This is a genomic window from Prochlorococcus sp. MIT 0801 (assembly GCF_000757865.1).
Lineage (GTDB): Bacteria > Cyanobacteriota > Cyanobacteriia > PCC-6307 > Cyanobiaceae > Prochlorococcus_B.
In genome coordinates this window covers 1,694,160-1,715,566 of sequence record NZ_CP007754.1, presented here as the reverse complement: position 1 = coordinate 1,715,566, position 21,407 = coordinate 1,694,160, and the positions used below count along the sequence as shown (strand labels likewise).

The window sequence follows — 21,407 nt, the reverse complement described above, 5'->3', positions numbered from 1 at the left end:
TAGAACTGCCTCATAATAAGTTTATGTTGAAAAATCCTTCTAACGAAAATATCTCTAATCACTCGACAGTATGTGTTGAGGATCAAGATCCTGGATCTTTATTGCAACAAAGGCTTGAACTAGTTGAGGATCTATGGAAAACCGTTCTCAAAAGTGAATGTCCACCTGATCAAACCGAGAGATTATTGCGATTAAAACAATTAAGTGACCCTAGCAAGTCAAATCAAGATAATTCCTCACAGGCAATAGTCCAATTGATTACAAAAATGGATTTAGCTGAGGCGATATCTGCTGCTAGGGCTTTTTCTCTTTATTTTCAGTTGGTAAATATTCTGGAGCAACGTATAGAAGAGGATAGTTATTTAGAAAGCATAGAAAAAGGGAAGCTAGACAATAGTAATTCTCAAATAGATCCATTCGCTCCAGCTTTAGCTAGTCAGACTGCTCCAGCAACTTTTACACAATTATTTGAGAGATTACGTCGTTTGAATGTGCCTCCAGCTCAGCTTGATGGTTTGATGAGGGAAATGGATATTCGTCTTGTTTTTACAGCTCATCCAACTGAAATAGTTAGACATACTGTCCGCCATAAGCAACGAAGGGTTGCAACTCTTTTGCAGCAACTTCAATCTAATAGTTTAATTTCCGAATCGGAGAAAGAAATATTTAGGTTGCAACTAGAGGAGGAGATAAGGCTTTGGTGGAGAACCGATGAGCTTCATCAATTTAAACCGACTGTTCTTGATGAGGTTGACTATGCCCTTCATTATTTTCAGCAGGTTTTGTTTGATGCCATGCCTCAATTAAGAAGGAGACTGACCACTGCACTTGCTTCAAGTTATCCAGACGTAGAGATCCCTAATGAAGCTTTTTGTACGTTTGGGTCTTGGGTAGGCTCGGATCGTGATGGGAATCCATCTGTTACTCCTGAAATCACATGGAGAACAGCCTGTTACCAAAGACAATTAATGTTGGATAGATACATTGCATCAGTCCAAGAGTTAAGAGACCAACTGAGTATATCTATGCAATGGAGTCAAGTAAGTTCTCCTTTGCTAGAGTCATTAGAAATGGATAGAGTTCGTTTCCCCGATGTCTATGAGGAAAGGGCTGCTAGATATCGACTGGAACCTTATCGATTGAAGCTTAGCTATACACTTGAGAGACTACGACTTACTCAGCTACGTAATAAGCAGCTAGCGGATGCTGGATGGCAATTCTCACCTGATGGAAAGCCTTTAATATCTACCGATAATAGTTTTGATGAATTTCTCCACTACAAATCTGTAGATGAATTAAAGAATGAATTAGAGCTTATTAGAAATAGTCTAGTAAGTACAGATCTAACGTGTGAACCACTAGATACTTTGCTAAATCAAGTTCATATCTTTGGTTTCTCTTTGGCTAGCTTAGATATTAGGCAAGAAAGCACACGACATAGTGATGCTTTGGATGAGCTCACTTGCTATTTAGATCTACCTGAGTCGTATGGAGCGATGAGCGAGGAAAGTCGAGTTCAATGGTTGATGAAAGAATTAAAAACTCGGAGACCACTGATTCCTCCTGCTTTTGAGTGGTCAAAAAGTACTCAAGAAACTATCTCGGTTTTTCATATGCTTCATAGGCTTCAGAAAGAATTTGGTACTCGTATATGTCGCTCGTATGTAATTTCGATGAGTCATACGGCATCAGATTTATTAGAAGTTCTTCTTTTAGCCAAAGAGTCCGGTTTGATTGATCCAACTTTAGGAGCTTCTGATTTTCTCGTTGTTCCATTATTTGAAACGGTTGAGGATTTACAACATGCTCCCTCTGTAATGGAGTCGTTGCTCCAGACAGATGTTTATCGTGAATTACTTCCACGAGTAGGAGAGAAAAAACAACCGCTTCAGGAACTTATGCTTGGATACTCTGATAGTAATAAGGATTCTGGTTTTCTCTCAAGTAATTGGGAAATTCATAAGGCTCAAATTGCACTCCAAGACTTAGCTAGTAGACAAGGAATAGCATTACGTATTTTTCATGGTAGAGGAGGGTCTGTAGGAAGAGGCGGTGGACCAGCTTATCAAGCTATTTTGGCTCAACCTAGTGGTACACTCCAAGGACGTATAAAAATAACAGAGCAAGGAGAAGTTCTTGCCTCAAAATATAGTCTTCCAGAATTAGCTTTATATAATCTTGAAACTGTAACTACAGCAGTTATTCAAAATAGCTTAGTTACCAATAAATTGGATGCTACACCAAGTTGGAATGAATTGATGACCAGACTTGCAGCTCGTTCAAGGGAGCATTACCGAGCTTTAGTTCACGACAATCCAGATTTGGTTCAATTTTTTCAAGTAGTTACTCCAATAGAAGAGATTAGTAAGTTGCAAATTTCTAGTCGTCCTGCCCGACGAAAGAGTGGTGCAAAAGACTTATCAAGCCTTCGAGCTATCCCATGGGTCTTTGGTTGGACTCAAAGTCGTTTTCTCTTGCCAAGTTGGTTTGGTGTTGGTACGGCTTTAGCTACTGAATTAAAGACAGACCCCGACCAAATGGAGATGTTGCGAATGTTGAATCAGAGATGGCCATTCTTTAGAATGTTGATCTCTAAAGTTGAGATGACACTCTCAAAAGTTGATTTAGATGTTGCCCATCATTATATGGTTAGTTTAGGTGGCGGTGATGATCGGGATGCTTTCGCTGCAATTTTCGATATTATTTCAAGCGAATATACCTTGACTAAGAAATTAATTTTAGAAATTACTGACAAGTCAAAACTATTAAGCGCAGACCCTGCTTTGCAGTTATCTGTCAACCTGAGAAATCGGACTATTGTACCTTTAGGATTTTTACAAGTTGCTCTTCTTAAACGCTTAAGAGATCAGAACCGTCAACCACCAATTAGTGAGGATATGAGTAGTGACTCTACTCAAAGTTCACGTACATATAGCCGTAGTGAATTATTGCGTGGTGCATTGTTGACTATAAATGGTATTGCTGCAGGTATGAGAAACACAGGATGACATGCTTGGATTAAATTCAGCAAATAAATCTCCTAAAATTCCTGATGGCTTTGTTCTGCTTCGGAGTGAACTCATTTCTATACGTAAAATCAATAGGCTCCTATCAAGATGCAACCAAGATACTCATCAACCAAGAAAATTAGAATTAGCTTTGAAAAATAGTGATTTTTATTTGACTCTCCTTCAAAAGACTTCTGAAAATCTTGTAGGTTTTGTCCGTGTAACTAGCGATAAAGGTTTAAATGCAAATTTGTGGGATTTAATTGCAGAGCCAGGCGAGCAACAAGAAAAATATATGTCTATTGTAGTTTTTAAGGCAATTGAAATAATTAGAATGGAGTTACCTGGCTGTAGCATTTCTGTTGCTGCGCCGTTAATTTCACTTAATCCATTGAAAGCTAATGGGTTTTTATTAGACCCAAATGGTATCAAAACAATGGGATTTAGACTTTGAAAAATTAAATTTACGAGCATGGAGGGACTCGAACCCCCGACCCTCAGAACCGGAATCTGATGCTCTATCCAACTGAGCTACATGCCCAACGAAGGGGTCTTATTAAAAAAAGGTCAAATGCTGAGACCTTATTAAAATTAGCTTACATACAAAATACATAAAGAAACATTCAACTTCATCAGTTAGAACTTAATAATTTTCGAAATTATCGACGTTTTCAGTTTGAGTTAACTGAAAATCGGTTGATAGTTATAGGCCAAAATGGAGTTGGTAAATCTAATCTTCTTGAATCAGTAGAACTTTTATCTAGTTTACGTTCTCACCGATCGAATCGGAACCAGGATTTAATTTTTTGGGACCAAGATCAGGCTTTCTTATCTGCAATGATTGAAGATGATCAAAAACTTTCCTTAGAATTAAATAGAAAAGGTGGTAGAAAAGCCTACAAAAATGAAAAACTTTTAACTCGTCAAATTGATTTGATTGGACCGATGAGAAGCGTAGGCTTTAGTGCTCTGGATCTAGAATTAATTAGAGGAGAACCTTCTCTTAGAAGAAATTGGTTAGATAGAATTGTCCAGCAACTGGAGCCTATTTATTGTGACTTGATCGGAAGGTTTTCTAGATTGCTGAGGCAAAGAAGTCAGCTTTGGCGCAATTTGAGCGTTGAATCGAGCAAGGATCAAAATATTCTATTGGATTCTTATGATATGCAAATGGCGTTGGTGAGTACAAGAATTCATCGGAGACGTAGTCGTATTTTAGATCGTCTACTTCCAATAGCTTCAAACTGGCAAAAATATCTTAGTAATAGTAAAGAGAAATTGGATATTACATATATGCCGGGTAGTAAACTTGAAGGTGAAGAGAGTGAAAGGCTTTGGATGGAGAGTATTGAACGGCAACTTTTAGAAATGAGGTCAGAGGAAGAGGTGACAGGCCATTGTCGAGTAGGTCCTCATCGTGATGATGTACGGTTTTTAGTAAATGATGTAGATGCTAGACGCTTTGGTTCTGCTGGTCAGCAGAGGACTATTGTGCTGGCTTTGAAATTGGCCGAATTAGAATTAATTAAAACACTTTATGGCAAATCTCCAATTTTACTTTTAGATGATGTTTTGGCTGAGCTAGACCCCAAACGTCAATTATTGCTTTTAGAGGCTGTCGGTCAAAAACATCAGTGTTTGATCAGTGCAACACATGTGGAATCTTTTGAAGGTGAATGGGTGCGAAACTCACAATTAATGGAATTAGATTCTTTTGGTTGAATCTAGTCGTCGGTTATTGTGGAAATGATTTTTGGATAATATGGATCCTTTTTTTTCCGAATTGCATCCAAATCCTGGATGGGGTGACTCTTGTAAGTCAAAAGATATAGACATTATACAAACTAATTCTAGTGAGAATATTGGAAGGCATTACATACTTGAACTATATCAATGCGATCACGCGAAGCTTAATGATGAAGCTTTTATAAGGACAACCATCACATCATCAGCCAAAATTGCTGGTGCAACACTTTTAAATTTGGTCACACATAGCTTTAAACCTCAGGGGGTAACAGGACTAGCTTTATTGGCTGAATCTCATATCTCCATACATACTTGGCCTGAAATTGGTTATGCAGCTATTGATGTTTTCACTTGTGGTGACCATACGATGCCTGAAAAAGCTTGTAAGTTACTCTTTAAAAATTTTTTGGCTCAGCACTTTTCTTTTAAAAATATCGAAAGAGAAATCCCTTCAAGAATCCAAACTTTGCATCGTGAACCTTGATTAAAATGCAAGGTTAAAATCAATACAACATCTTCTCGACATCTGAGTTTATTTGTTAAGTAGTCTTGATATCTCTAGTGAGTTTTCCACTAATCAAACCTTCAAGATCTAGGCTTATTGAATTGAAACCTAAAGATAAAAAATATTTTATTAATTTGTCTCTTTCAACAATTTTAAGAAAGTTATTTATTTGATTTGCGGGTAATTCGATTCTGGCTGATAGACCTTGACTTCTTACACGTACTTTTGAAAAACCTTGATTAATTATCCATTCTTCTGCTAACGCAATCTGCTCAAGCCTTTTTGAACTTATTTCCTCTCCAAAAGGAATACGAGAGGCTAAACAAGGTTGTGCAGGTTTATCCCACCAGGGTAAACCTAATGATTTAGAAATGGAACGAATTGATTTTTTATCTATTTCTAGTTCAGCAAGAGGTGATATCACTCCTGCTTGCTTAGATGCGTTAATGCCTGGTCGAAAGTCGTGAAGGTCGTCATAATTCACACCATCAAGGATTTGAGCATCATGGAATGTTTTTGAAATTTTAGTTAAATGTTTATGTAATTCTTGTTTGCATGTAAAACATCTATTTTCAGGATTTTTAAAGTAATTTGGTTCGTTGATTTCATTTGTTTGGCATTCTTCATGATGAATCCCAATCCAAGCTGCTTGAAGACGCGCTTGCTTAAGCAAATATGGAGCTAAAGAAGGCGATACACCAGTGACGGCAAAGGCTTTTGAACCCAGCTGCTCTTGGGCTATTGTCGCTACTAAAGAACTATCAACGCCTCCAGAAAAAGCAACACATACACGATTGATGTCTTTAATAAACTCCCTTAACAATTTTAATTGCTTTAGTTCTGAGTCAGTTAAAGATTCAAGTTGACTAAAAAACACTTTTTTTAAAGATCATTAATTTGATTGAATTGAGATTTTTACTCTCCCACATCTGTGTATGTATTTTGCATATTCTATGACGTCCAATGTAGAAGAAGTTAAGTTGCATTCATAAGAAGCAGAATTATCAATCGTGGTTTTAAACGGTATAGGGATTACGACAGCATCGGAAAGCCAGGAACGTAGTCACGGACAATTACACGTTTATGATGGAGAGGGCAAAGGGAAAAGCCAGGCGGCTTTGGGGGTGGTTCTGAGGACTATAGGTCTAGGCATATGTGAGAAAAGACAAACAAGGGTATTACTTCTTAGATTCTTAAAAGGACCTGGTCGCTCGTATGACGAAGATGCCGCAATTGATGCTTTGCAGCAAGGCTTCCCTCACCTTATTGATCAAGTTCGTACTGGCAGGGGTGAATTTTTTAGTGCCGATCAATCCACCAAATTTGATTATCAGGAAGCTCAAAGAGGATGGGATATAGCAAAGGGGGCAATTGCTAGTGCCTTATATTCAGTGGTTGTCCTAGACGAATTGAATCCTGTTTTGGATTTAGGATTATTGCCTGTTGCAGAAGTTGTAAAAACACTTACTGCTAGACCAAACGGGATGGAAATCATCGTCACTGGAAGAGCGGCACCAAACCCTCTGATTAAAGTTGCGGAACTTCATTCTGAGATGAGAGCGCACAGACGACCTGAAATCAATAAGGATGAAATTCTTTTTGAGAATAATGTTGGTGGAATTGAAATATATACCGGTGAAGGGAAAGGTAAATCAACCAGTGCTTTGGGTAAAGCTTTACAAGCTATCGGTAGAGGAATTAGTCAGGATAAAAGTCATCGAGTATTAATTCTTCAATGGCTGAAGGGTGGTAGTGGATACACAGAAGATGCCGCTATTGCGGCTCTTCGAGAAAGTTATCCTCATCTAGTGGACCATCTTCGATCTGGTAGAGATGCGATTGTTTGGAGGGGGCAGCAAAAACCAATTGATTATGTAGAAGCTGAGAGAGCATGGGAAATTGCAAGGGCAGCTATTTCAAGTGGTCTTTATAAGACTGTGATTTTGGATGAGTTAAACCCAACTGTTGATTTGGAACTTCTCCCAGTTGAGCCTATTGTTCAAACATTGCTTCGTAAACCTTCAGAAACTGAGGTGATCATCACAGGAAGATGCAAAAACCAACCTATATATTTTGATTTAGCAAGTGTTCATTCTGAGATGGTGTGTCACAAGCACTATGCAGAAAAAGGAGTTGATTTAAAAAGGGGAGTTGATTATTAGCTTGAATTAATTTTCTTCTTTCTTCCAGGCTTCAATACCTCCTTGAATACTAATGCCTCTAATTCCGAATTTGTGCAAATGCTTTAGTGCTCGTAATGATCTTTTCCCACTTTTGCAAAATACATAAAGATTTTTTTTTGCGGTAAGAATTTTAATTTCATTTATGGCTTTCCCACTTTCAATAGTGCTAAGAGGTATAAGCGTTGATCCTTGAATTGAATATTGATTGTATTCATTTTGGTCGCGAACATCTATTAATAGTATTTCTTTTGAAGATTGACCAAGAAGTTTTTTTAATTCTTTAATTGAAATACTTTTTATATCACAATCAACCTCATTCTTGACTTTAACTTCTGAACAAAAACCTTTATAATCTATTAATTTATGGATATTTCTATTTTCTGGATCCGACTTTAATTTTAGCTCTTTAAATTGCATTTTTAATGCATTAAAAATGAGGATCCTACCGTTTAGTGGATAACCAATATTTGTTATTATCTTTATGGCTTCTGCTGCTTGAATTGTACCCATAATGCCTGGAAGAATTCCCATCACTCCTGCTTCAGAGCAAGATGGAATTAATTCTTGTGGAGGGGGCGTGGGAATAAGATCTCGATAGTTGGGACTATCTTCCTTCCAATTAAATACACTTACCTGTCCTTCGAATCTTGCAATTGAACCATATATATCAGGCTTATTAAGTATTAGACAAGCATCATTAATTAGGTAACGCGTTGGAAAATTGTCTGAACAATCACATATCACATCATAAGATCTAAGTATGTCCAAAGCATTACTACTTGTTAGTTTTTGATTGAATAAATCAACTCGACAAGAAGGATTTATTTTGCGTAGGTGTTGTTTAGCAGACTCTGTTTTTAGTAGACCTATTGAATTTGTATTATGAATGATTTGTCTTTGTAAATTTGAGTATTCAACGACATCAAAATCAATTATTCCGATACGTCCAATTCCAGCTGCTGCAAGATAAATTAAAAGTGGCGACCCTAGTCCTCCTGTCCCAATGCAAGCAACAGAGCTTGACTTCAATTTTTCTTGGCCTTTGATACCTATCTCAGGGAGACTTAGATGTCTTGCATACCTAGCAATTTCTTCAGAACTTAAATTTCCTGCATTCTGGCTTTGCTCCATTAATCAAACCGTCCCTGATTCATTTACGTTAAAGAAAAAATTTTAATTTTCACTCTATGAAAGTTTAATTTATTTTTAATCCACCATGCTTTTAAATCTCCATCCTTATTTGAAATAACCATAAGACCAGGGGATTGGTGTAAAAGTAGATCCATTTCTGAGGGTTTGTTTTTGTCTGAAGGATGAGAATGAGCACAACATAAAACTTCTAGATTATTTTCTCTTGCCCATCTGTGACATGCAATTTGATCTTTAGCGTCTACTTCGAACCGATTTCTTTTGGATAATTGAATATTTTTTTGATTAGAAAACGCTCCTATATTTTGATCAATTAATTTCGATTCTTGTTCTCCCCAGATATTTCGACAATTCCAAATGTGAGTTACCTTCCAGATATTTTTTTTGTGATCTTTAGCTGAGCTTTTTATTTTGCCAATTAACATACAACAGCCTTCCTCCGGCTCTGCAGCTTTTAAAAATCTAGAGAGAACACAATTCGTTTCGTTATGAAATTCAAGATATTTTGGAGTTTTCATGAAAAAAAATGATTTGATTCGGCATCCTCTCTATTTTGGTTCGGACTTATCTCTATTCAGCCTATGGCATTTATTAAATTAATTCGATACGCTCAGTCCATATTTGCTTAGTAGCTTGTGTTCATGTCTGATGTAAATCCTGATTCTAAAGATGAATCAAAGGCAGGGAAATCAGAAGGCGTTAATTTTTCAGAACGTTACAGTGATGTAATGGGAAAAGTTAATGAATCTTTGAGTAAAATTGATTGGACTCAGATGGGTAAGTATGGCAAGGCGGCAGGGATCATTGCCGTTGTTGTATTAGCTCAAGTTTTAATCAAGGTTGTTATCGATACAGTTAATTTTTTCCCAATTCTGCCTGGTTTGCTAGAACTTCTTGGAATTGTTGTTTTAGGCCAATGGAGTTGGCAGAACTTAACAACAAGTGAAAAAAGAACAGCTGTATTTGACAAAGTTCAAAATCTTAAGAAAGAGTACTTAGGATAAATTAATAAGAGAGTGAACAAAAGATCTGAGGCTTCGTTAAAAGCGAGATCTCAGATCTTTTAGTATTCTAAGTGAATTTTCTTTGTAGGATCCACCAAATATATTTGCATGATTAAGCAAATGGTAAAGATTATAAATATCAGTTCTATCTTTTGAAAATTTATCTAGTGGCCAAATCTCTTCGTATCCTTTATAAAATTCTCTATTAAAACCACCAAACAATTTAGTCATTGAGATATCAACTTCTCTGTCAGCCCAGTAACTGGCAGGATCATAAAGACTTCCCAAGCTATTGTTAGTACTTCCACAATTGCCGGACCATAGATCACCATGAACTATTGAGATCTTGGGGTGATGATCATTTAAATATGAGCTTAAAAAAATTAAAATATCCTTATAATCATTAACATCCACTCCCCATGATTTTGCTTGTATGAGTTGCGGCCTAAGACGATAGTTGACAAAGAATTCTCCCCAGTTACTGCTCCAACCTCTTATTTGTCTATTAGATCCTATAAAACCTTCTTCTTCCCATCCGAAATCTTTTTGGCTACTTTCGCTAGAAGATTTGTGCAGTAGTGCTAAGCCTTTCCCAAGGAGATTTTGTTGGCATTGTTTGAGATCTATCCATTCTAAAAAATGAATAGATATATTTTGATAACTCACGAGATCAAGTGTTTTAGGAACGCATAGATACGATTTATCAGCAAATCTTTTTAGAACTGAAAGACACTCACGTTCAAACTTAAACATATTAATATTGTCAATGTGATTTGATTTGGCAAAAACTCTCCTGCCATTTTGGAAATGAATGCACCAAGCTTTATGGATGCAACCTCCGCCTACCGGAATTATTTTTTCTATTAGTGAGTTTTGGCTTACTTTATTTGATCTAGAAAGAGCCTTTTTGATTAATTCCTCCATTCACTTTATTCTCGCTTGATAATTTTCTATGTCTGAAGAATCTATCATTGTTGTCGGGGGAGGGATAGCTGGCTTAACAGGTGCTGCTCTTCTCGCTAGAGAGGGCTATCAGGTAACTTTGGTCGAAGCACATAGTCAATTAGGGGGTTGTGCAGGAACTTTTAAAAGAGGTTCTTATACTTTTGATGTAGGCGCTACTCAAGTTGCAGGCCTTGAGAGAGGAGGAATTCATCATCGTTTATTTAAGTATTTAGAGATTCCGTTACCTGATGCAAAAATTTTAGATCCTGGATGTTCAGTTATTCTTGGCGATGGGAGTAGGCCAATCAATCTTTGGCATGATCCATTGAGATGGCAGAAAGAAAGACAAGAACAGTTTCCTGGGAGTGAAATCTTCTGGTCAATATGTTCTAAAATTCACGAAAGTAACTGGGAATTTGTCGAAAGAGATCCAATACTTCCGATAAGAAATTTTTGGGATTTAAGTCAATTAATTAGAGCTATACGTCCTTCAAATCTTTTAACAGGTTTTTTGAGTAAGTTGACTATTGCAGACTTGCTTATAATTACTGGTTGTCATGAAGATAGACGTTTACGAAGTTTTTTAGACCTTCAGTTAAAACTTTATTCTCAAGAGCCAGCAAGTAGAACGGCGGCTTTATACGGTGCAACTGTTCTTCAAATGGCCCAATTTCCTAGAGGCCTATGGCACCTTCATGGATCAATGCAAATTCTTAGCAATTTGTTGAAAGATAGTTTTTTGAGAGATGGTGGAAGCCTTTTGATTGGTCATAGAGTGACCCAAATATTAAGTAAAAAAAATTCAAATATTTTTGATGTCAACGTAATTGATAGAAGAAAGAATTTGATAAAGCTGAAAGCATCAGATATTGTTTTTAGTTTGCCTCCTCAATCTCTTTTAGATTTAATTCCTATTGATGGAGGTTTACCCACAACATACCGTGAAACTATAAAAAAATTACCCAAGCCCAGTGGTGCCCTTGTATTTTACGGGGCTCTCTGTCGTGCTGACTTGCCAGTTAATTGTCCAGGGCATATTCAAATATTCGATGAGAATTTTGGCTCTTTATTTATTTCTATCAGTATGGAAGATGATCAGCGTGCACCAGCTGGAATGGCTACTTTAATTGCAAGTGTGTTTGTTGATATTAATCAATGGTCTAATCTAGATAGTCAATCCTACGCTAGAGAAAAAAATATTGTATTAAAACAGATTAGAACTATTTTAAATAAAAAGTTTGATTTGTTGGAGACGAGTTGGGATCATCAAGAACTTTCAACTCCAAGAAGCTTTGAAAGGTGGACAGGACGTCCTGGTGGAATAGTCGGAGGACTTGGTCAACATCCAGATCAATTTGGTCCTTTTGGCTTGGCAAGTAGGACCCCTCTTAGGGGTTTATGGCTTTGTGGAGATTCAATTTATCCTGGCGAAGGTACAGCTGGCGTAAGCCAATCAGCTATGATGGTTGTCAGACAAATAATGGAATCTAAAGGTAGACATTTAAATATCCCTGTCTTTAATTAGTAGGTTTTAAAGTAAAATCCTGTCTTTTTTCCTGGGCATTGACTAGTATTTTTTCTAGATCACTCCAGTTTTCTTCAAGTAAATATTTTTCAAAAAGATCTAAAGAATGTCTATAAGATGCCAAATGTCTCTCTATATTTTTCTTATTAAATTTTGCCATAGAGACTCCTAGTTCTGGGTTACCACCTCCGACTCTGGAGGTGTCAGCAAACCCACTGGATGCAATACTTTTTGCAAGTGAATATAAGGAGGGCTTTGCTTCTGCACTGAGTGTATTCAGAAATGCTGCGCTAATTAGAACTGGTAAATGTGAAATCAAGCCTACAGCTTCATCATGTATTTGAGCTTCAGAGCTTATCCATTGACTCCCGAGTGATAAAGAAATTTGGTGCACGATTTCGAGGGCTTTTTGATCAGTTTTTTTACTTGGAGTAACCACCCATGGCTTATTTTTAAATAAATCATGACGACCTGCGTTAACGCCAGATTCTTCTGTTCCTGTCATTGGATGACTAGCTACAAACCGCGGATGTAGCGTGTCCCAAGTATTTAAAATAGGGACTTTTACAGATCCAACATCCGTAACAACAGCATTTTTAGGAATGGCATTGATTAAAGCTGTTGAAGGATTTAGGAGCTGCTCAAGTGGTAAAGCAATATAAACAAGAGAACAATTGTCTAATACGTTTGGATCAGTACTAACAATTTGGGCAAGTTTTCTTTCTCTGGCTTTTTGTGCAGTTTTTTCTCGATGAGTAATCCCATAAACTGTATATCCAAGCTTTTGGAGATCTAAGCCTAAGGAGCCTCCAATTAGACCTAATCCAACAATTCCAATATTTTCAGCGGTTTTTGTTTTAAGCTCCATACATAGTATTGTTCTATATCTTTATTGATAGGGCAACATGATTAAAAGAATTTATTGATAAACGGTACTACTAATGCTTGAGGTGAATTCACATAAACATCTAAAAAAATACTATCAAAACAATCTTGCTCTATGGCCTCATAATTTGACACTAACAAGATTGATATCTAGAAGCCTAAGTCGTAAAGATAATACTTTTATTCAACTATCAAGTGACAGTAGAAATTTTTGGTGGCCTGGTCTTTTGATTCCACTTTGTCTGCATAACGATAATATTGTTCTAATTCTTTCAGAGAGACAATATCGACTCTTGCTTGAAGTGGAATTACCAAAGTTAGAATCTAGTCGATTAGGTTTCGATTATGTAGAAGGAATTGAATTAACTCCCTCAGATAAAAAAATTTGGGTTCTAAGATACCAAGATTTTATTTTTGCGTATGAAAAAGATTTATTAAAAAATCGCCAATTAATATTTCCTGAATCTGAGTTTATTTCTAGTGAGCTTAGAGAACCTATGTCTATTAAAATTACCCCAAAAGACTGGGAGGATTTAATTGCTTCTCACTCACGTTTCGAAGCTTCAATTGTTGAAGTTCATGAGCGTATAAGTCGAAGTCTTTTCAGTCAAGCAGTAACTTCTAATGCTGTTGTAAGAATTGATCATAGGGAATTTTTAGCATTAAAAGCAATTCTCAAAGATGATTTACCTTCAACAATTCCGTGGAAACAAGCTTTTAATACGGTTAACAATGAATGGGTAACATGGGCGAAACTAGATAATCGGAAACTGAGTTGGGATTTGCATATTCAACCTTTGACTCCTTTAAAAACTCTCGCGGGTTTGTTATCAAAAAATACTCTTTTAATGCTGACTACTTCAGGTCAAAGCGATTCTTTCTTTATAGATTTAAATAATAAAAAATTTACTTTCACTGTAAAGGTGAATTTAGGAAATAAATTTAATCAAGAACCTATTCCTTTATTTGTCCCTAAAAGACAACCTTTGCCAAATACGTCTGATTTTTATAGTCATGTTTTAAGACAGTGTCAAAGATTAATTCTTGGTCGTACTCATCCAACTATCATTTTGGTAGATGATTTACAACTACGACTTCAGATAACTAGTGAATTGGCTGGAGAATTTGGATTGAGAGTAGTTCATGAAACTACTGATATTGAGTCTAATGGGATTATTTGTTGTAGTTGTAAATGGTGGATTATTAATCAGTACAATTTACCAACACCAGATCAATTAATTTTTCCAGTGATTCCATTGCCTACTTTAGAATCACCCTGGATAGCCGCTAAAGTTGAAATGCTTAAGCAACAAGGTCGTGACTGGTTTAGAGAATTCCTTTTCCCCGAAACTCTTGCTATCCTTCTCAAATCGCTTGTAATCATTAGGGGTGAACATGTCCGAGTCGCAATACTTGACGGCCGCATGCACTATAGGAGTTGGGGAAAACTAATATTTGAAGCTCTTGAGCCATGGGTTGAGTTAGAACGTTTATTGCCTTATTAAAATCAATCTCTTAGATTGAAAAATATTGTTTTTTCTATAATGGGAGAAGCTCGCCGAAGATCTGAACAAGGCTTAAACCCTCGTAGTACGAAAAACTCTAAGAATGAGTCACCTCGTATTGTCTCTTGGTTTCCTGTTACGCAAGCGCAAAGAGATCAATTCATTCAACTAAGTATTCGTGCGGGATGGGTAGGTATTGCTGCTTTGGTTATTCTCTGGATTATTGTTCGCTTTGTTGGACCTGCTGCAGGGTGGTGGATTCCTGCAGACATCAGATAAAGCTAAGTATCTTGTTTCCTTTAACCGTTCGCTGAAACTTGGCTTAGGTTTGGTCGTGATGAAGCATTTCGAGCAGCTGCAGCTAATGGTCTCATTGAATTAGCACTTACTTCTGAGCCCTCGGTTAATTTCTCCTTAACTAATTTTTCAATTATTTCTTTTGATTCAGGATTTTGTTCAAGCCAAGTAATGGTATTGTCTCTTCCTTGCCCAATATTGTCACCTTCATAGCTATACCATGCTCCTTTACGAGTAACGACATTAGTCTCATCTGCTAAATCAAGGAGACAACCAAGAGTACTAATTCCTTTTCCAAAAAGAATATCAAATTCGGCTATTCGGAATGGAGGTGCAACTTTGTTCTTTGCGACTTTCACTTTTGCACGAATTCCATATTCTTCAGTTCCTCTCTTTAGCGTTTGAATACGACGAATATCTAATCTTACAGAGGCATAAAATTTAAGAGCGTTTCCACCAGTTGTTGTTTCTGGATTCCCATATGTAATACCAATTTTTAGACGTAATTGATTTAAGAAAATTACTGTGCAACCAGACTTGCCAATATTTCCAGTAATTTTTCTCATTGCTTGACTCATTAGACGAGCTTGAGCGCCTACTGAATGATCACCCATTTCGCCTTCTATTTCTGAACGGGGCGTAAGTGCAGCGACTGAATCAACAACAACTAGATCGACTGCAGCAGATCTAATGAGTTGGTCAACGATTTCCAATGCCATCTCGCCTGTATCTGGTTGAGATACGAGAAGATTCTCTACATCAACACCCAGAGAAGCTGCATAGACTGGGTCAAGAGCATGTTCTGCATCTACAAATGCAGCAACTCCGCCGTTACGTTGAATCTCAGCTATCGCATGTAATGTCAGCGTTGTTTTTCCAGAACTTTCGGGACCATAAACTTCAATTACACGTCCTTTGGGATAGCCACCACCAAGAGCTAAATCAAGAGTTAAAGCACCCGTAGATATTGTCTCTACCCGCATCTTTGACGCGTCCCCAAGACGCATGATTGAACCTTTCCCGAAATTGCGTTCTATTTGCCCAACGACTAAGCTCAATGCTTTTTCTTTTTCGCCAGATTTTGCGTCTATTTTCTTAGATTCAGTTGACTGGAGTGACTTACCTTCGTTTGACATGACAAATAACGTTAATTCAGAGGGATAGCAACAGACGTTGGGATTGATGATGAAATACTCAGTTTCTCAACGAAAAGCAATTAAACCGATAGTACAGACGTACGCTATTAAGTCAAGACCACTTTGAAATAGGTTCTCGTAAAGAATCTGAATTTAATAATTTAATACCGGATGGAAGATTATTTCTATCCTGAGGTTTCAAGTATCCCCAGCTTGCTAAGTAACAAGGGATAGATTTCAGCTTGGGATCTTCCAAGACTTTTTCCAAGGTAGTTCTTCTATCTTCAATAAACCCTCGAATTATTCTTTTCTGTAAGAGTTGGTTCAAGACATCGACTTTGCTTCCTGATTCATGACCGAAAACGAGCTTTGGCTGAAGATCGAAACAATCCAAAAGTTTTTTTGTGAACTCAATACTTTTTGTTGTTAAAACGGCAAATTCAATGCCTTCCTTCTCAAGTGTCTTGAGGCGTTCAGTAACTAAAGAAAAAGGTTGATGGAAATTTAACCACTGATTGAAATTATTTGATATTGCCTCTCTTCTAGTCTGATTTAAAGCTTCTTGTAATTGAAAAGGTGTCCAACCCCATTTTTCAAGCGCTAAAGAGCATTCTATTTGATAATTTTTCGAGAAATTTTGTAAACCTTTTAAGTTTAATTGGCTAGTTTCATTTGAACATTCAGCAGCCAGAATAACCATTTCCCAACCATGATGAACCCAGGGCCTCATGACCTTAAAAGCTTTGGGAATTTCACTAGGAAAAGAAATAATTTCTTTCTCTTTGGCTGAAAGTATGTTTATACAAGTTTGACGAGAACTTGACCAATACTCGTTAATGCCGTCAACGATGACACCATCAAAATCAAGAACAAGTAGAGGTTTCTCTATCACTAACTGTTGGAAACTGGGCCGCTAGGATTCGAACCTAGGAATGTCGAGACCAAAACCCGATGCCTTACCACTTGGCGACGGCCCATTGCTCCAAATCTATGTTTGCAATTGAGAGCCATAGATTTGAACTCTTTACTCTTAGATAATTACATATTTGATTCAATCCTGTCATGTCTTTATCCAGTTTTTTTTAGTTAATCGGAAGATTTCTTCATCAATACAACACAACGTGGGCTTTCGAATGATTGATTTAGCTAGGAAAATCCAATTATAAAGATTTTCTGATAAGCCAAGGATTTATAAGTCGTTTCGCCTCTGCAAGAGCCGCCTCCCAGCCTTCAGGCCACTCTCTAAGACTAATTCTTTTTCGTTGGGCCTCTTCTAACCATGGTTGGATTATCTTTCTTGCTTTCCCTCCAAAAGCGACTCCTTCAGGTCCTTTAATCTCTGGGAGGTACTTAATTGTCGATTCATTAGTCCCTCCAGCAAGTTGCAAGGGGCCTGGGGGAGCTATCGGGCGTATCCTTTCCCAAAGTTTTACGGCGATTTTGGCCGCACCTGCTCCGAGATCACCACTCATTCGACGCCCATCAATTTGCCAAAGCGGTTTTTGATTATGAATTCTCAGGAATTTATGTCGAAGCCAAAGTTCTTCTGCTAATTGTTCATGGTTTATCCCATGCCCTTGTAAACCGCAACTAACAGATAATCGCTTTAGCTGCAGGTCGGCTTTGAAAATTTCCTTGATTGTTTTTTCAAATTCTTTTCCTCTTCCTGGAGCAGTATGAATTTCTACTGCATCTGGTTTGATAGTCGTTAACAATGGAGCGAAATCTCTAAGAGTTAATCTTCGATCTTTTTCTTGAATGATACCTAACGGGCATGTATCAATACATCGGCCACATCCATAGCATTTTTTAGCATTTACACCACCTGCGTGTTCAATCGCGTGAGCCGGACAAATATTTTGACAGGGCCTTAAGCAGTTCGATGGACATAGGTCTGGATTAAACCAAGCTTTGCGAAAATGTGAATCCTTCCCATCACTTAAACTGATCATCAGCCATGGTCTTTTTCCATAAGTTTCGAAAACCCAATCAATAGCATCGCGAGCTGCATGGACAACAGCTTCGTCGGCAGCGAGGTCAATGCAATGCACCCCTGCAGCTCCATAAATTGAGCAAAGATCATTTATTGAAGGTAAATCTTGATTACTTGCACCACAGATTAATTTTACCCAGTTACCTTTTTTAAGAGCTTCCGAATTGCAAGTTGAATTTTGATTGATCACCTTGATGAATTTCTAATCCTTATTGATGAATTCATTTAATGGTTGCCATTTAATACTTCGAGCCCCACCCATTTCAATAACAATTTTTATACGAGATTCATTTTGGCAGAGATTATTTATTGCTAATAGTTCCGACTTAGATAAGACTTGACCTTCTAATAACCATAGAACTAAGGGTTTATCTTCGACTAACAATTCATTTAATTGAGGAATAACTTGTTGAACTTCCCCTAAGGCACCATTTCTCCCAACATTTTGATGTCCCAAATGTGGTGGTCGGATTCCATGTAATTGGGTAAGAAAGACAACAGGATCTCCCAATCCTCGAGAGGAAGTTATCTGTGTTTGATAGCCACTAGCTCTTAGTCTTCGAAGTAAACGAGTTTCTGCTCCTCCTTCTAATGGACAAAGGATGGCAAGGCAGCCGAATGATTCAAGATCAGTGCGAAATTTCTGTCCAGAGAGTAATAAAGGCATCCTTAAATCAAATTTTTTCTCTTATTCAAGTGAAGCATCACACAAAATGGGTGTTAATAGTGTAATCTTTTAAGTTGCTAAAGCTTTTTTATGCCCGCCCGCTAGCCGGGCCTCTGGATGCTTGAGCAGATTAGACGTTTGCGTTTAGTCTTTTTGGCCAGTACAGAAGAATTAATTTTCTTATGTCGAGATACTATTTGAACTTTGCGACAAGTTTAAAAAAGTCTCAGCCAACTGATTGTCGCTAGCATTTCCAAATAAATTGAACTTCAATTAATTTCAACTTTTTTGGCTAGATAGGCGATTTAATTCAGATTTCAAGTCTTTCTCCTTACAGATGATTGACCTTTTGCTGGCGTTTATTTAACTCATGTCTTTAGGAATCTTAGGTAAGAAGTTGGGTATGTCCCAACTCTTCGATGATCAAGGCAGAGCCGTTCCAGTCACTTTGATCGAAGCGGGTCCCTGTCGAATCACTCAATTGAAATCTGCTGATACGGATGGCTATGCTTCTGTACAGATAGGTTTTCAGTTGATTCGTGAAAAACTTATTAACAAACCTTCAAAAGGTCACCTTGCTAAATCAGGAAATGACCTTTTGCGTCATCTTCGAGAGTACCGAGTAGAAAACTCTAGTGAATTTGAACTTGGAGCTTCAATAACCGTTGATGATTTCGAAAAAGGTCAAAAAGTTGATGTTAGTGGCGACACTATGGGTAGAGGATTCGCTGGTTATCAAAAGCGACATGGTTTTAGCCGAGGTCCTATGAGTCACGGTTCAAAGAATCATCGATTGCCTGGTTCAATAGGTGCTGGAACAACTCCAGGTCGTGTTTATCCTGGGAAAAGGATGGCTGGTCGTATGGGCGGTAAAAAAGTCACTACCAGAGGACTTGAAATCCTTAAGATAGATACAAATCATAATTTATTGGTTGTAAAAGGATCCGTTCCAGGGAAGCCTGGATCTCTTTTAAACATAAGACCAGCCAAAAGAGTTGGCGTCTCTACCCAGCAAGGAGGTAAATGATGACTAACTGTACTGTTCTTGATTGGCAAGGAAAAGAGGCTGGAGAATCATCAATTGATTTGAAAACCGCTAAGGATTCCTCAGCAGCAGATTTATTACATCGTGCTGTTTTGCGTCAACAGGCTCACAGCCGTCAAGGTACCGCAAGCACTTTGACTAGGTCTGAGGTTCGAGGAGGTGGGCGAAAACCCTACAAGCAAAAGGGTACTGGTAGAGCAAGACAAGGCTCAATTAGAACTCCTCTTCGACCAGGAGGTGGAATTATATTTGGCCCTAAGCCTCGCAAATATAACTTGGAAATGAATAGGAAGGAACGAAGACTAGCTCTTCGTACTGCTCTAATGAGTAGAATTTCAGACACAAAAATAATTAAAGACTTCGGTTCAAAGCTTGAAGTTCCTAAAACAAGTGAAATTGTTGCTCTACTTAAGCGAGTTGGAATTGATTCTGATGGGAAAATTCTTATTATTCTCAATAAACCAACTGAAATTATAAAGCGCTCAATTAAAAACTTAGAGAAAGTAAAGCTTATCTCTGCTGATCAATTAAATGTTTTTGATCTTCTCAATGCCAATTCTTTGGTAATAGGCGAAGACGCATTATCAACCATTAAGGAGGTCTATAGTAATGACTAAATTTTTTGATAAACGACTTACTGATGTGATTAAGCGTCCTTTGATAACTGAGAAGGCCACAAAAGCTTTGGATTTAAATCAGTATACTTTTGAAGTCGATCCCAGGGCAGCTAAGCCTGACATAAAAGCTGCTGTAGAAAAAATGTTTGATGTCAAGGTTCTTGGTATTAGTACTATGAACCCACCAAGAAAAAGCAGGCGAGTTGGTAGGTTTTCTGGAAAGAGACCTCAAGTGAAGAAGGCTGTAGTCCGCCTGGCAGAAGGCAACTCTATACAGTTGTTCCCAGAATCAGAGGAGGCTTAAAACAATGGCAATAAGAAGTTTCAAACCTTACACACCTGGTACTCGTACAAGAGTCGTAACTGACTTTAGTGAAGTTACATCCAGTAAACCTGAACGCTCACTTGTCGTATCTAAACATCGAAAAAAAGGGCGCAACAATAGAGGAGTAATTACTTGTCGACATAGAGGAGGAGGGCACAAGAGGTTATATCGGATTGTTGATTTTCGTCGAAATAAACATGGTGTATCGGCCAAAGTTGCGGCAATACATTATGACCCGCATCGGAATGCAAGACTTGCTCTACTTTTCTACTCTGATGGTGAAAAGAGATACATACTTGCACCTGCGGACATAACAGTTGGGCAAGAAGTTATTTCAGGTCCAGATGCACCAATTGAAACTGGTAATGCTTTACCACTTTCTTCAATGCCTTTAGGTTCGAGCGTTCATTGTGTTGAGCTGTATCCAGGTCGAGGCGGGCAGATGGTTCGTACAGCTGGAGCCAGCGCCCAAGTCATGGCTAAAGAAGGGGATTATGTTGCATTGAAATTACCTTCAACTGAAGTTCGTTTAGTTAGAAAAGAATGTTACGCCACACTTGGAGAGGTTGGTAACTCAGAAATTAGAAATACGAGTCTTGGAAAAGCTGGAAGAAGAAGATGGCTTGGAAGACGACCTCAAGTTAGAGGAAGTGTCATGAATCCATGTGATCACCCTCATGGAGGTGGAGAGGGAAAAGCACCTGTTGGACGTGCTGGTCCTGTAACCCCTTGGGGTAAAGCTGCTCTTGGCTTGAAAACTAGGAAGAAGAATAAGCCAAGTAATAAGTACGTACTTCGAAAACGACGCAAAGTATCTAAACGGAGTAGAGGAGGTCGCGATTCATGATTTCTATCTTTCTTCATCAATTCTT

Annotated in this window: 22 protein-coding genes and 2 tRNA genes; 13 read left to right on the top strand and 11 right to left on the bottom strand. The window is 37.8% G+C overall.

The window, feature by feature from the left end; translation table 11 throughout:
• Positions 1-23: 23 nt before the first annotated feature.
• The gene (gene ppc, locus EW15_RS09300) at positions 24-3,008 is read left to right on the top strand and encodes a phosphoenolpyruvate carboxylase (protein ID WP_038654403.1); all 2,985 of its coding nucleotides are present in this window, start codon (positions 24-26) and stop codon (positions 3,006-3,008) included.
• A gap of 1 nt (position 3,009) precedes the next feature.
• Positions 3,010-3,462 carry a hypothetical protein gene (locus tag EW15_RS09295; protein WP_038654400.1) on the top strand — a complete coding sequence of 151 codons (453 nt, stop codon included), beginning with the start codon at positions 3,010-3,012 and terminating at the stop codon, positions 3,460-3,462.
• A gap of 13 nt (positions 3,463-3,475) precedes the next feature.
• Here EW15_RS09295 and EW15_RS09290 read toward each other — a convergent pair.
• A tRNA-Arg gene (locus EW15_RS09290) sits at positions 3,476-3,549 on the bottom strand.
• Positions 3,550-3,629: 80 nt separating this feature from the next.
• On the opposite strand from EW15_RS09290, the gene recF reads away from it, so the two are divergent.
• Together recF and speD are read left to right on the top strand one after the other, a co-directional pair.
• The gene (gene recF, locus EW15_RS09285; protein WP_052041216.1) at positions 3,630-4,730 is read left to right on the top strand and encodes a DNA replication/repair protein RecF; all 1,101 of its coding nucleotides are present in this window, start codon (positions 3,630-3,632) and stop codon (positions 4,728-4,730) included.
• 40 nt (positions 4,731-4,770) lie between these two features.
• Positions 4,771-5,238, top strand: a complete 468-nt coding sequence (gene speD, locus EW15_RS09280; RefSeq protein WP_038654394.1) for an adenosylmethionine decarboxylase — start codon at positions 4,771-4,773, stop codon at positions 5,236-5,238.
• A 55-nt stretch (positions 5,239-5,293) separates the two neighbouring features.
• Here the strand turns inward: speD and larE are convergent, their stop codons facing one another.
• On the bottom strand, positions 5,294-6,136 hold the full coding sequence (gene larE / locus EW15_RS09275) for an ATP-dependent sacrificial sulfur transferase LarE (RefSeq protein WP_038654390.1): 843 nt from the start codon (positions 6,134-6,136) through the stop codon (positions 5,294-5,296).
• 133 nt (positions 6,137-6,269) lie between these two features.
• Between larE and EW15_RS09270 the strand changes: the two genes are divergently transcribed.
• A complete protein-coding gene (locus EW15_RS09270; protein WP_038654387.1) occupies positions 6,270-7,421 on the top strand; it encodes a cob(I)yrinic acid a,c-diamide adenosyltransferase in 1,152 nt (383 codons plus the stop codon).
• A gap of 6 nt (positions 7,422-7,427) precedes the next feature.
• On the opposite strand, the gene moeB is transcribed toward EW15_RS09270, so the two are convergent.
• Complete coding sequence (moeB, locus tag EW15_RS09265; protein WP_038654385.1) at positions 7,428-8,573, bottom strand: molybdopterin-synthase adenylyltransferase MoeB; 1,146 nt, start codon at positions 8,571-8,573, stop codon at positions 7,428-7,430.
• 23 nt (positions 8,574-8,596) lie between these two features.
• The gene (locus tag EW15_RS09260) at positions 8,597-9,109 is read right to left on the bottom strand and encodes a M67 family metallopeptidase (RefSeq protein ID WP_038654382.1); all 513 of its coding nucleotides are present in this window, start codon (positions 9,107-9,109) and stop codon (positions 8,597-8,599) included.
• 123 nt (positions 9,110-9,232) lie between these two features.
• Here EW15_RS09260 and EW15_RS09255 point away from each other — a divergent pair, with 123 nt between their 5' ends.
• Complete coding sequence (locus tag EW15_RS09255) at positions 9,233-9,595, top strand: CAAD domain-containing protein (RefSeq protein ID WP_038654380.1); 363 nt, start codon at positions 9,233-9,235, stop codon at positions 9,593-9,595.
• Between the two features lie 36 nt (positions 9,596-9,631).
• Here EW15_RS09255 and EW15_RS09250 read toward each other — a convergent pair whose 3' ends face one another.
• On the bottom strand, positions 9,632-10,519 hold the full coding sequence (locus EW15_RS09250; RefSeq protein ID WP_038654377.1) for a fructosamine kinase family protein: 888 nt from the start codon (positions 10,517-10,519) through the stop codon (positions 9,632-9,634).
• A gap of 28 nt (positions 10,520-10,547) precedes the next feature.
• On the opposite strand from EW15_RS09250, the gene crtD reads away from it, so the two are divergent.
• The gene (crtD, locus tag EW15_RS09245; RefSeq protein WP_038654375.1) at positions 10,548-12,065 is read left to right on the top strand and encodes a C-3',4' desaturase CrtD; all 1,518 of its coding nucleotides are present in this window, start codon (positions 10,548-10,550) and stop codon (positions 12,063-12,065) included.
• Here crtD and EW15_RS09240 read toward each other — a convergent pair.
• The gene (locus EW15_RS09240; protein ID WP_038654373.1) at positions 12,058-12,933 is read right to left on the bottom strand and encodes a prephenate/arogenate dehydrogenase; all 876 of its coding nucleotides are present in this window, start codon (positions 12,931-12,933) and stop codon (positions 12,058-12,060) included. The genes crtD and EW15_RS09240 overlap by 8 nt on opposite strands.
• A 73-nt stretch (positions 12,934-13,006) precedes the next feature.
• Between EW15_RS09240 and EW15_RS09235 the strand changes: the two genes are divergently transcribed.
• Together EW15_RS09235 and EW15_RS09230 are read left to right on the top strand one after the other, a co-directional pair.
• The gene (locus tag EW15_RS09235) at positions 13,007-14,455 is read left to right on the top strand and encodes a helicase (RefSeq protein ID WP_038654371.1); all 1,449 of its coding nucleotides are present in this window, start codon (positions 13,007-13,009) and stop codon (positions 14,453-14,455) included.
• 39 nt (positions 14,456-14,494) lie between these two features.
• Positions 14,495-14,734, top strand: a complete 240-nt coding sequence (locus EW15_RS09230) for a DUF2839 domain-containing protein (protein ID WP_038655499.1) — start codon at positions 14,495-14,497, stop codon at positions 14,732-14,734.
• Between the two features lie 20 nt (positions 14,735-14,754).
• On the opposite strand, the gene recA is transcribed toward EW15_RS09230, so the two are convergent.
• The 5 genes from recA to EW15_RS09205 form a co-directional block, all read right to left on the bottom strand.
• The gene (gene recA, locus EW15_RS09225) at positions 14,755-15,888 is read right to left on the bottom strand and encodes a recombinase RecA (protein WP_038654369.1); all 1,134 of its coding nucleotides are present in this window, start codon (positions 15,886-15,888) and stop codon (positions 14,755-14,757) included.
• Positions 15,889-16,000: 112 nt separating this feature from the next.
• Entirely contained in the window at positions 16,001-16,780 is a 780-nt protein-coding gene (locus EW15_RS09220) for an HAD family hydrolase (protein WP_038654367.1), read from the bottom strand.
• Positions 16,781-16,793: 13 nt separating this feature from the next.
• Positions 16,794-16,865, bottom strand: a tRNA-Gln gene (locus EW15_RS09215).
• Between the two features lie 183 nt (positions 16,866-17,048).
• A complete protein-coding gene (locus EW15_RS09210) occupies positions 17,049-18,071 on the bottom strand; it encodes an LdpA C-terminal domain-containing domain (RefSeq protein ID WP_038654365.1) in 1,023 nt (340 codons plus the stop codon).
• A 12-nt stretch (positions 18,072-18,083) separates the two neighbouring features.
• Complete coding sequence (locus EW15_RS09205; protein WP_038654363.1) at positions 18,084-18,548, bottom strand: NAD(P)H-quinone oxidoreductase subunit N; 465 nt, start codon at positions 18,546-18,548, stop codon at positions 18,084-18,086.
• 370 nt (positions 18,549-18,918) lie between these two features.
• Here EW15_RS09205 and rplC point away from each other — a divergent pair, with 370 nt between their 5' ends.
• The 4 genes from rplC to rplB are packed head-to-tail and all read left to right on the top strand — an operon-like array spanning position 18,919 to position 21,382.
• Entirely contained in the window at positions 18,919-19,575 is a 657-nt protein-coding gene (gene rplC, locus EW15_RS09200; protein ID WP_038654361.1) for a 50S ribosomal protein L3, read from the top strand.
• On the top strand, positions 19,575-20,210 hold the full coding sequence (gene rplD, locus EW15_RS09195; protein ID WP_038655496.1) for a 50S ribosomal protein L4: 636 nt from the start codon (positions 19,575-19,577) through the stop codon (positions 20,208-20,210). The genes rplC and rplD overlap by 1 nt, the downstream gene beginning before the upstream one ends.
• Positions 20,203-20,514 (top strand): 50S ribosomal protein L23, encoded by a 312-nt coding sequence (locus EW15_RS09190; RefSeq protein ID WP_038654359.1) that lies wholly within the window; start codon positions 20,203-20,205, stop codon positions 20,512-20,514. The genes rplD and EW15_RS09190 overlap by 8 nt, the downstream gene beginning before the upstream one ends.
• Before the next feature lie 4 nt (positions 20,515-20,518).
• Complete coding sequence (gene rplB, locus EW15_RS09185; protein WP_038654357.1) at positions 20,519-21,382, top strand: 50S ribosomal protein L2; 864 nt, start codon at positions 20,519-20,521, stop codon at positions 21,380-21,382.
• Positions 21,383-21,407: the final 25 nt, after the last annotated feature.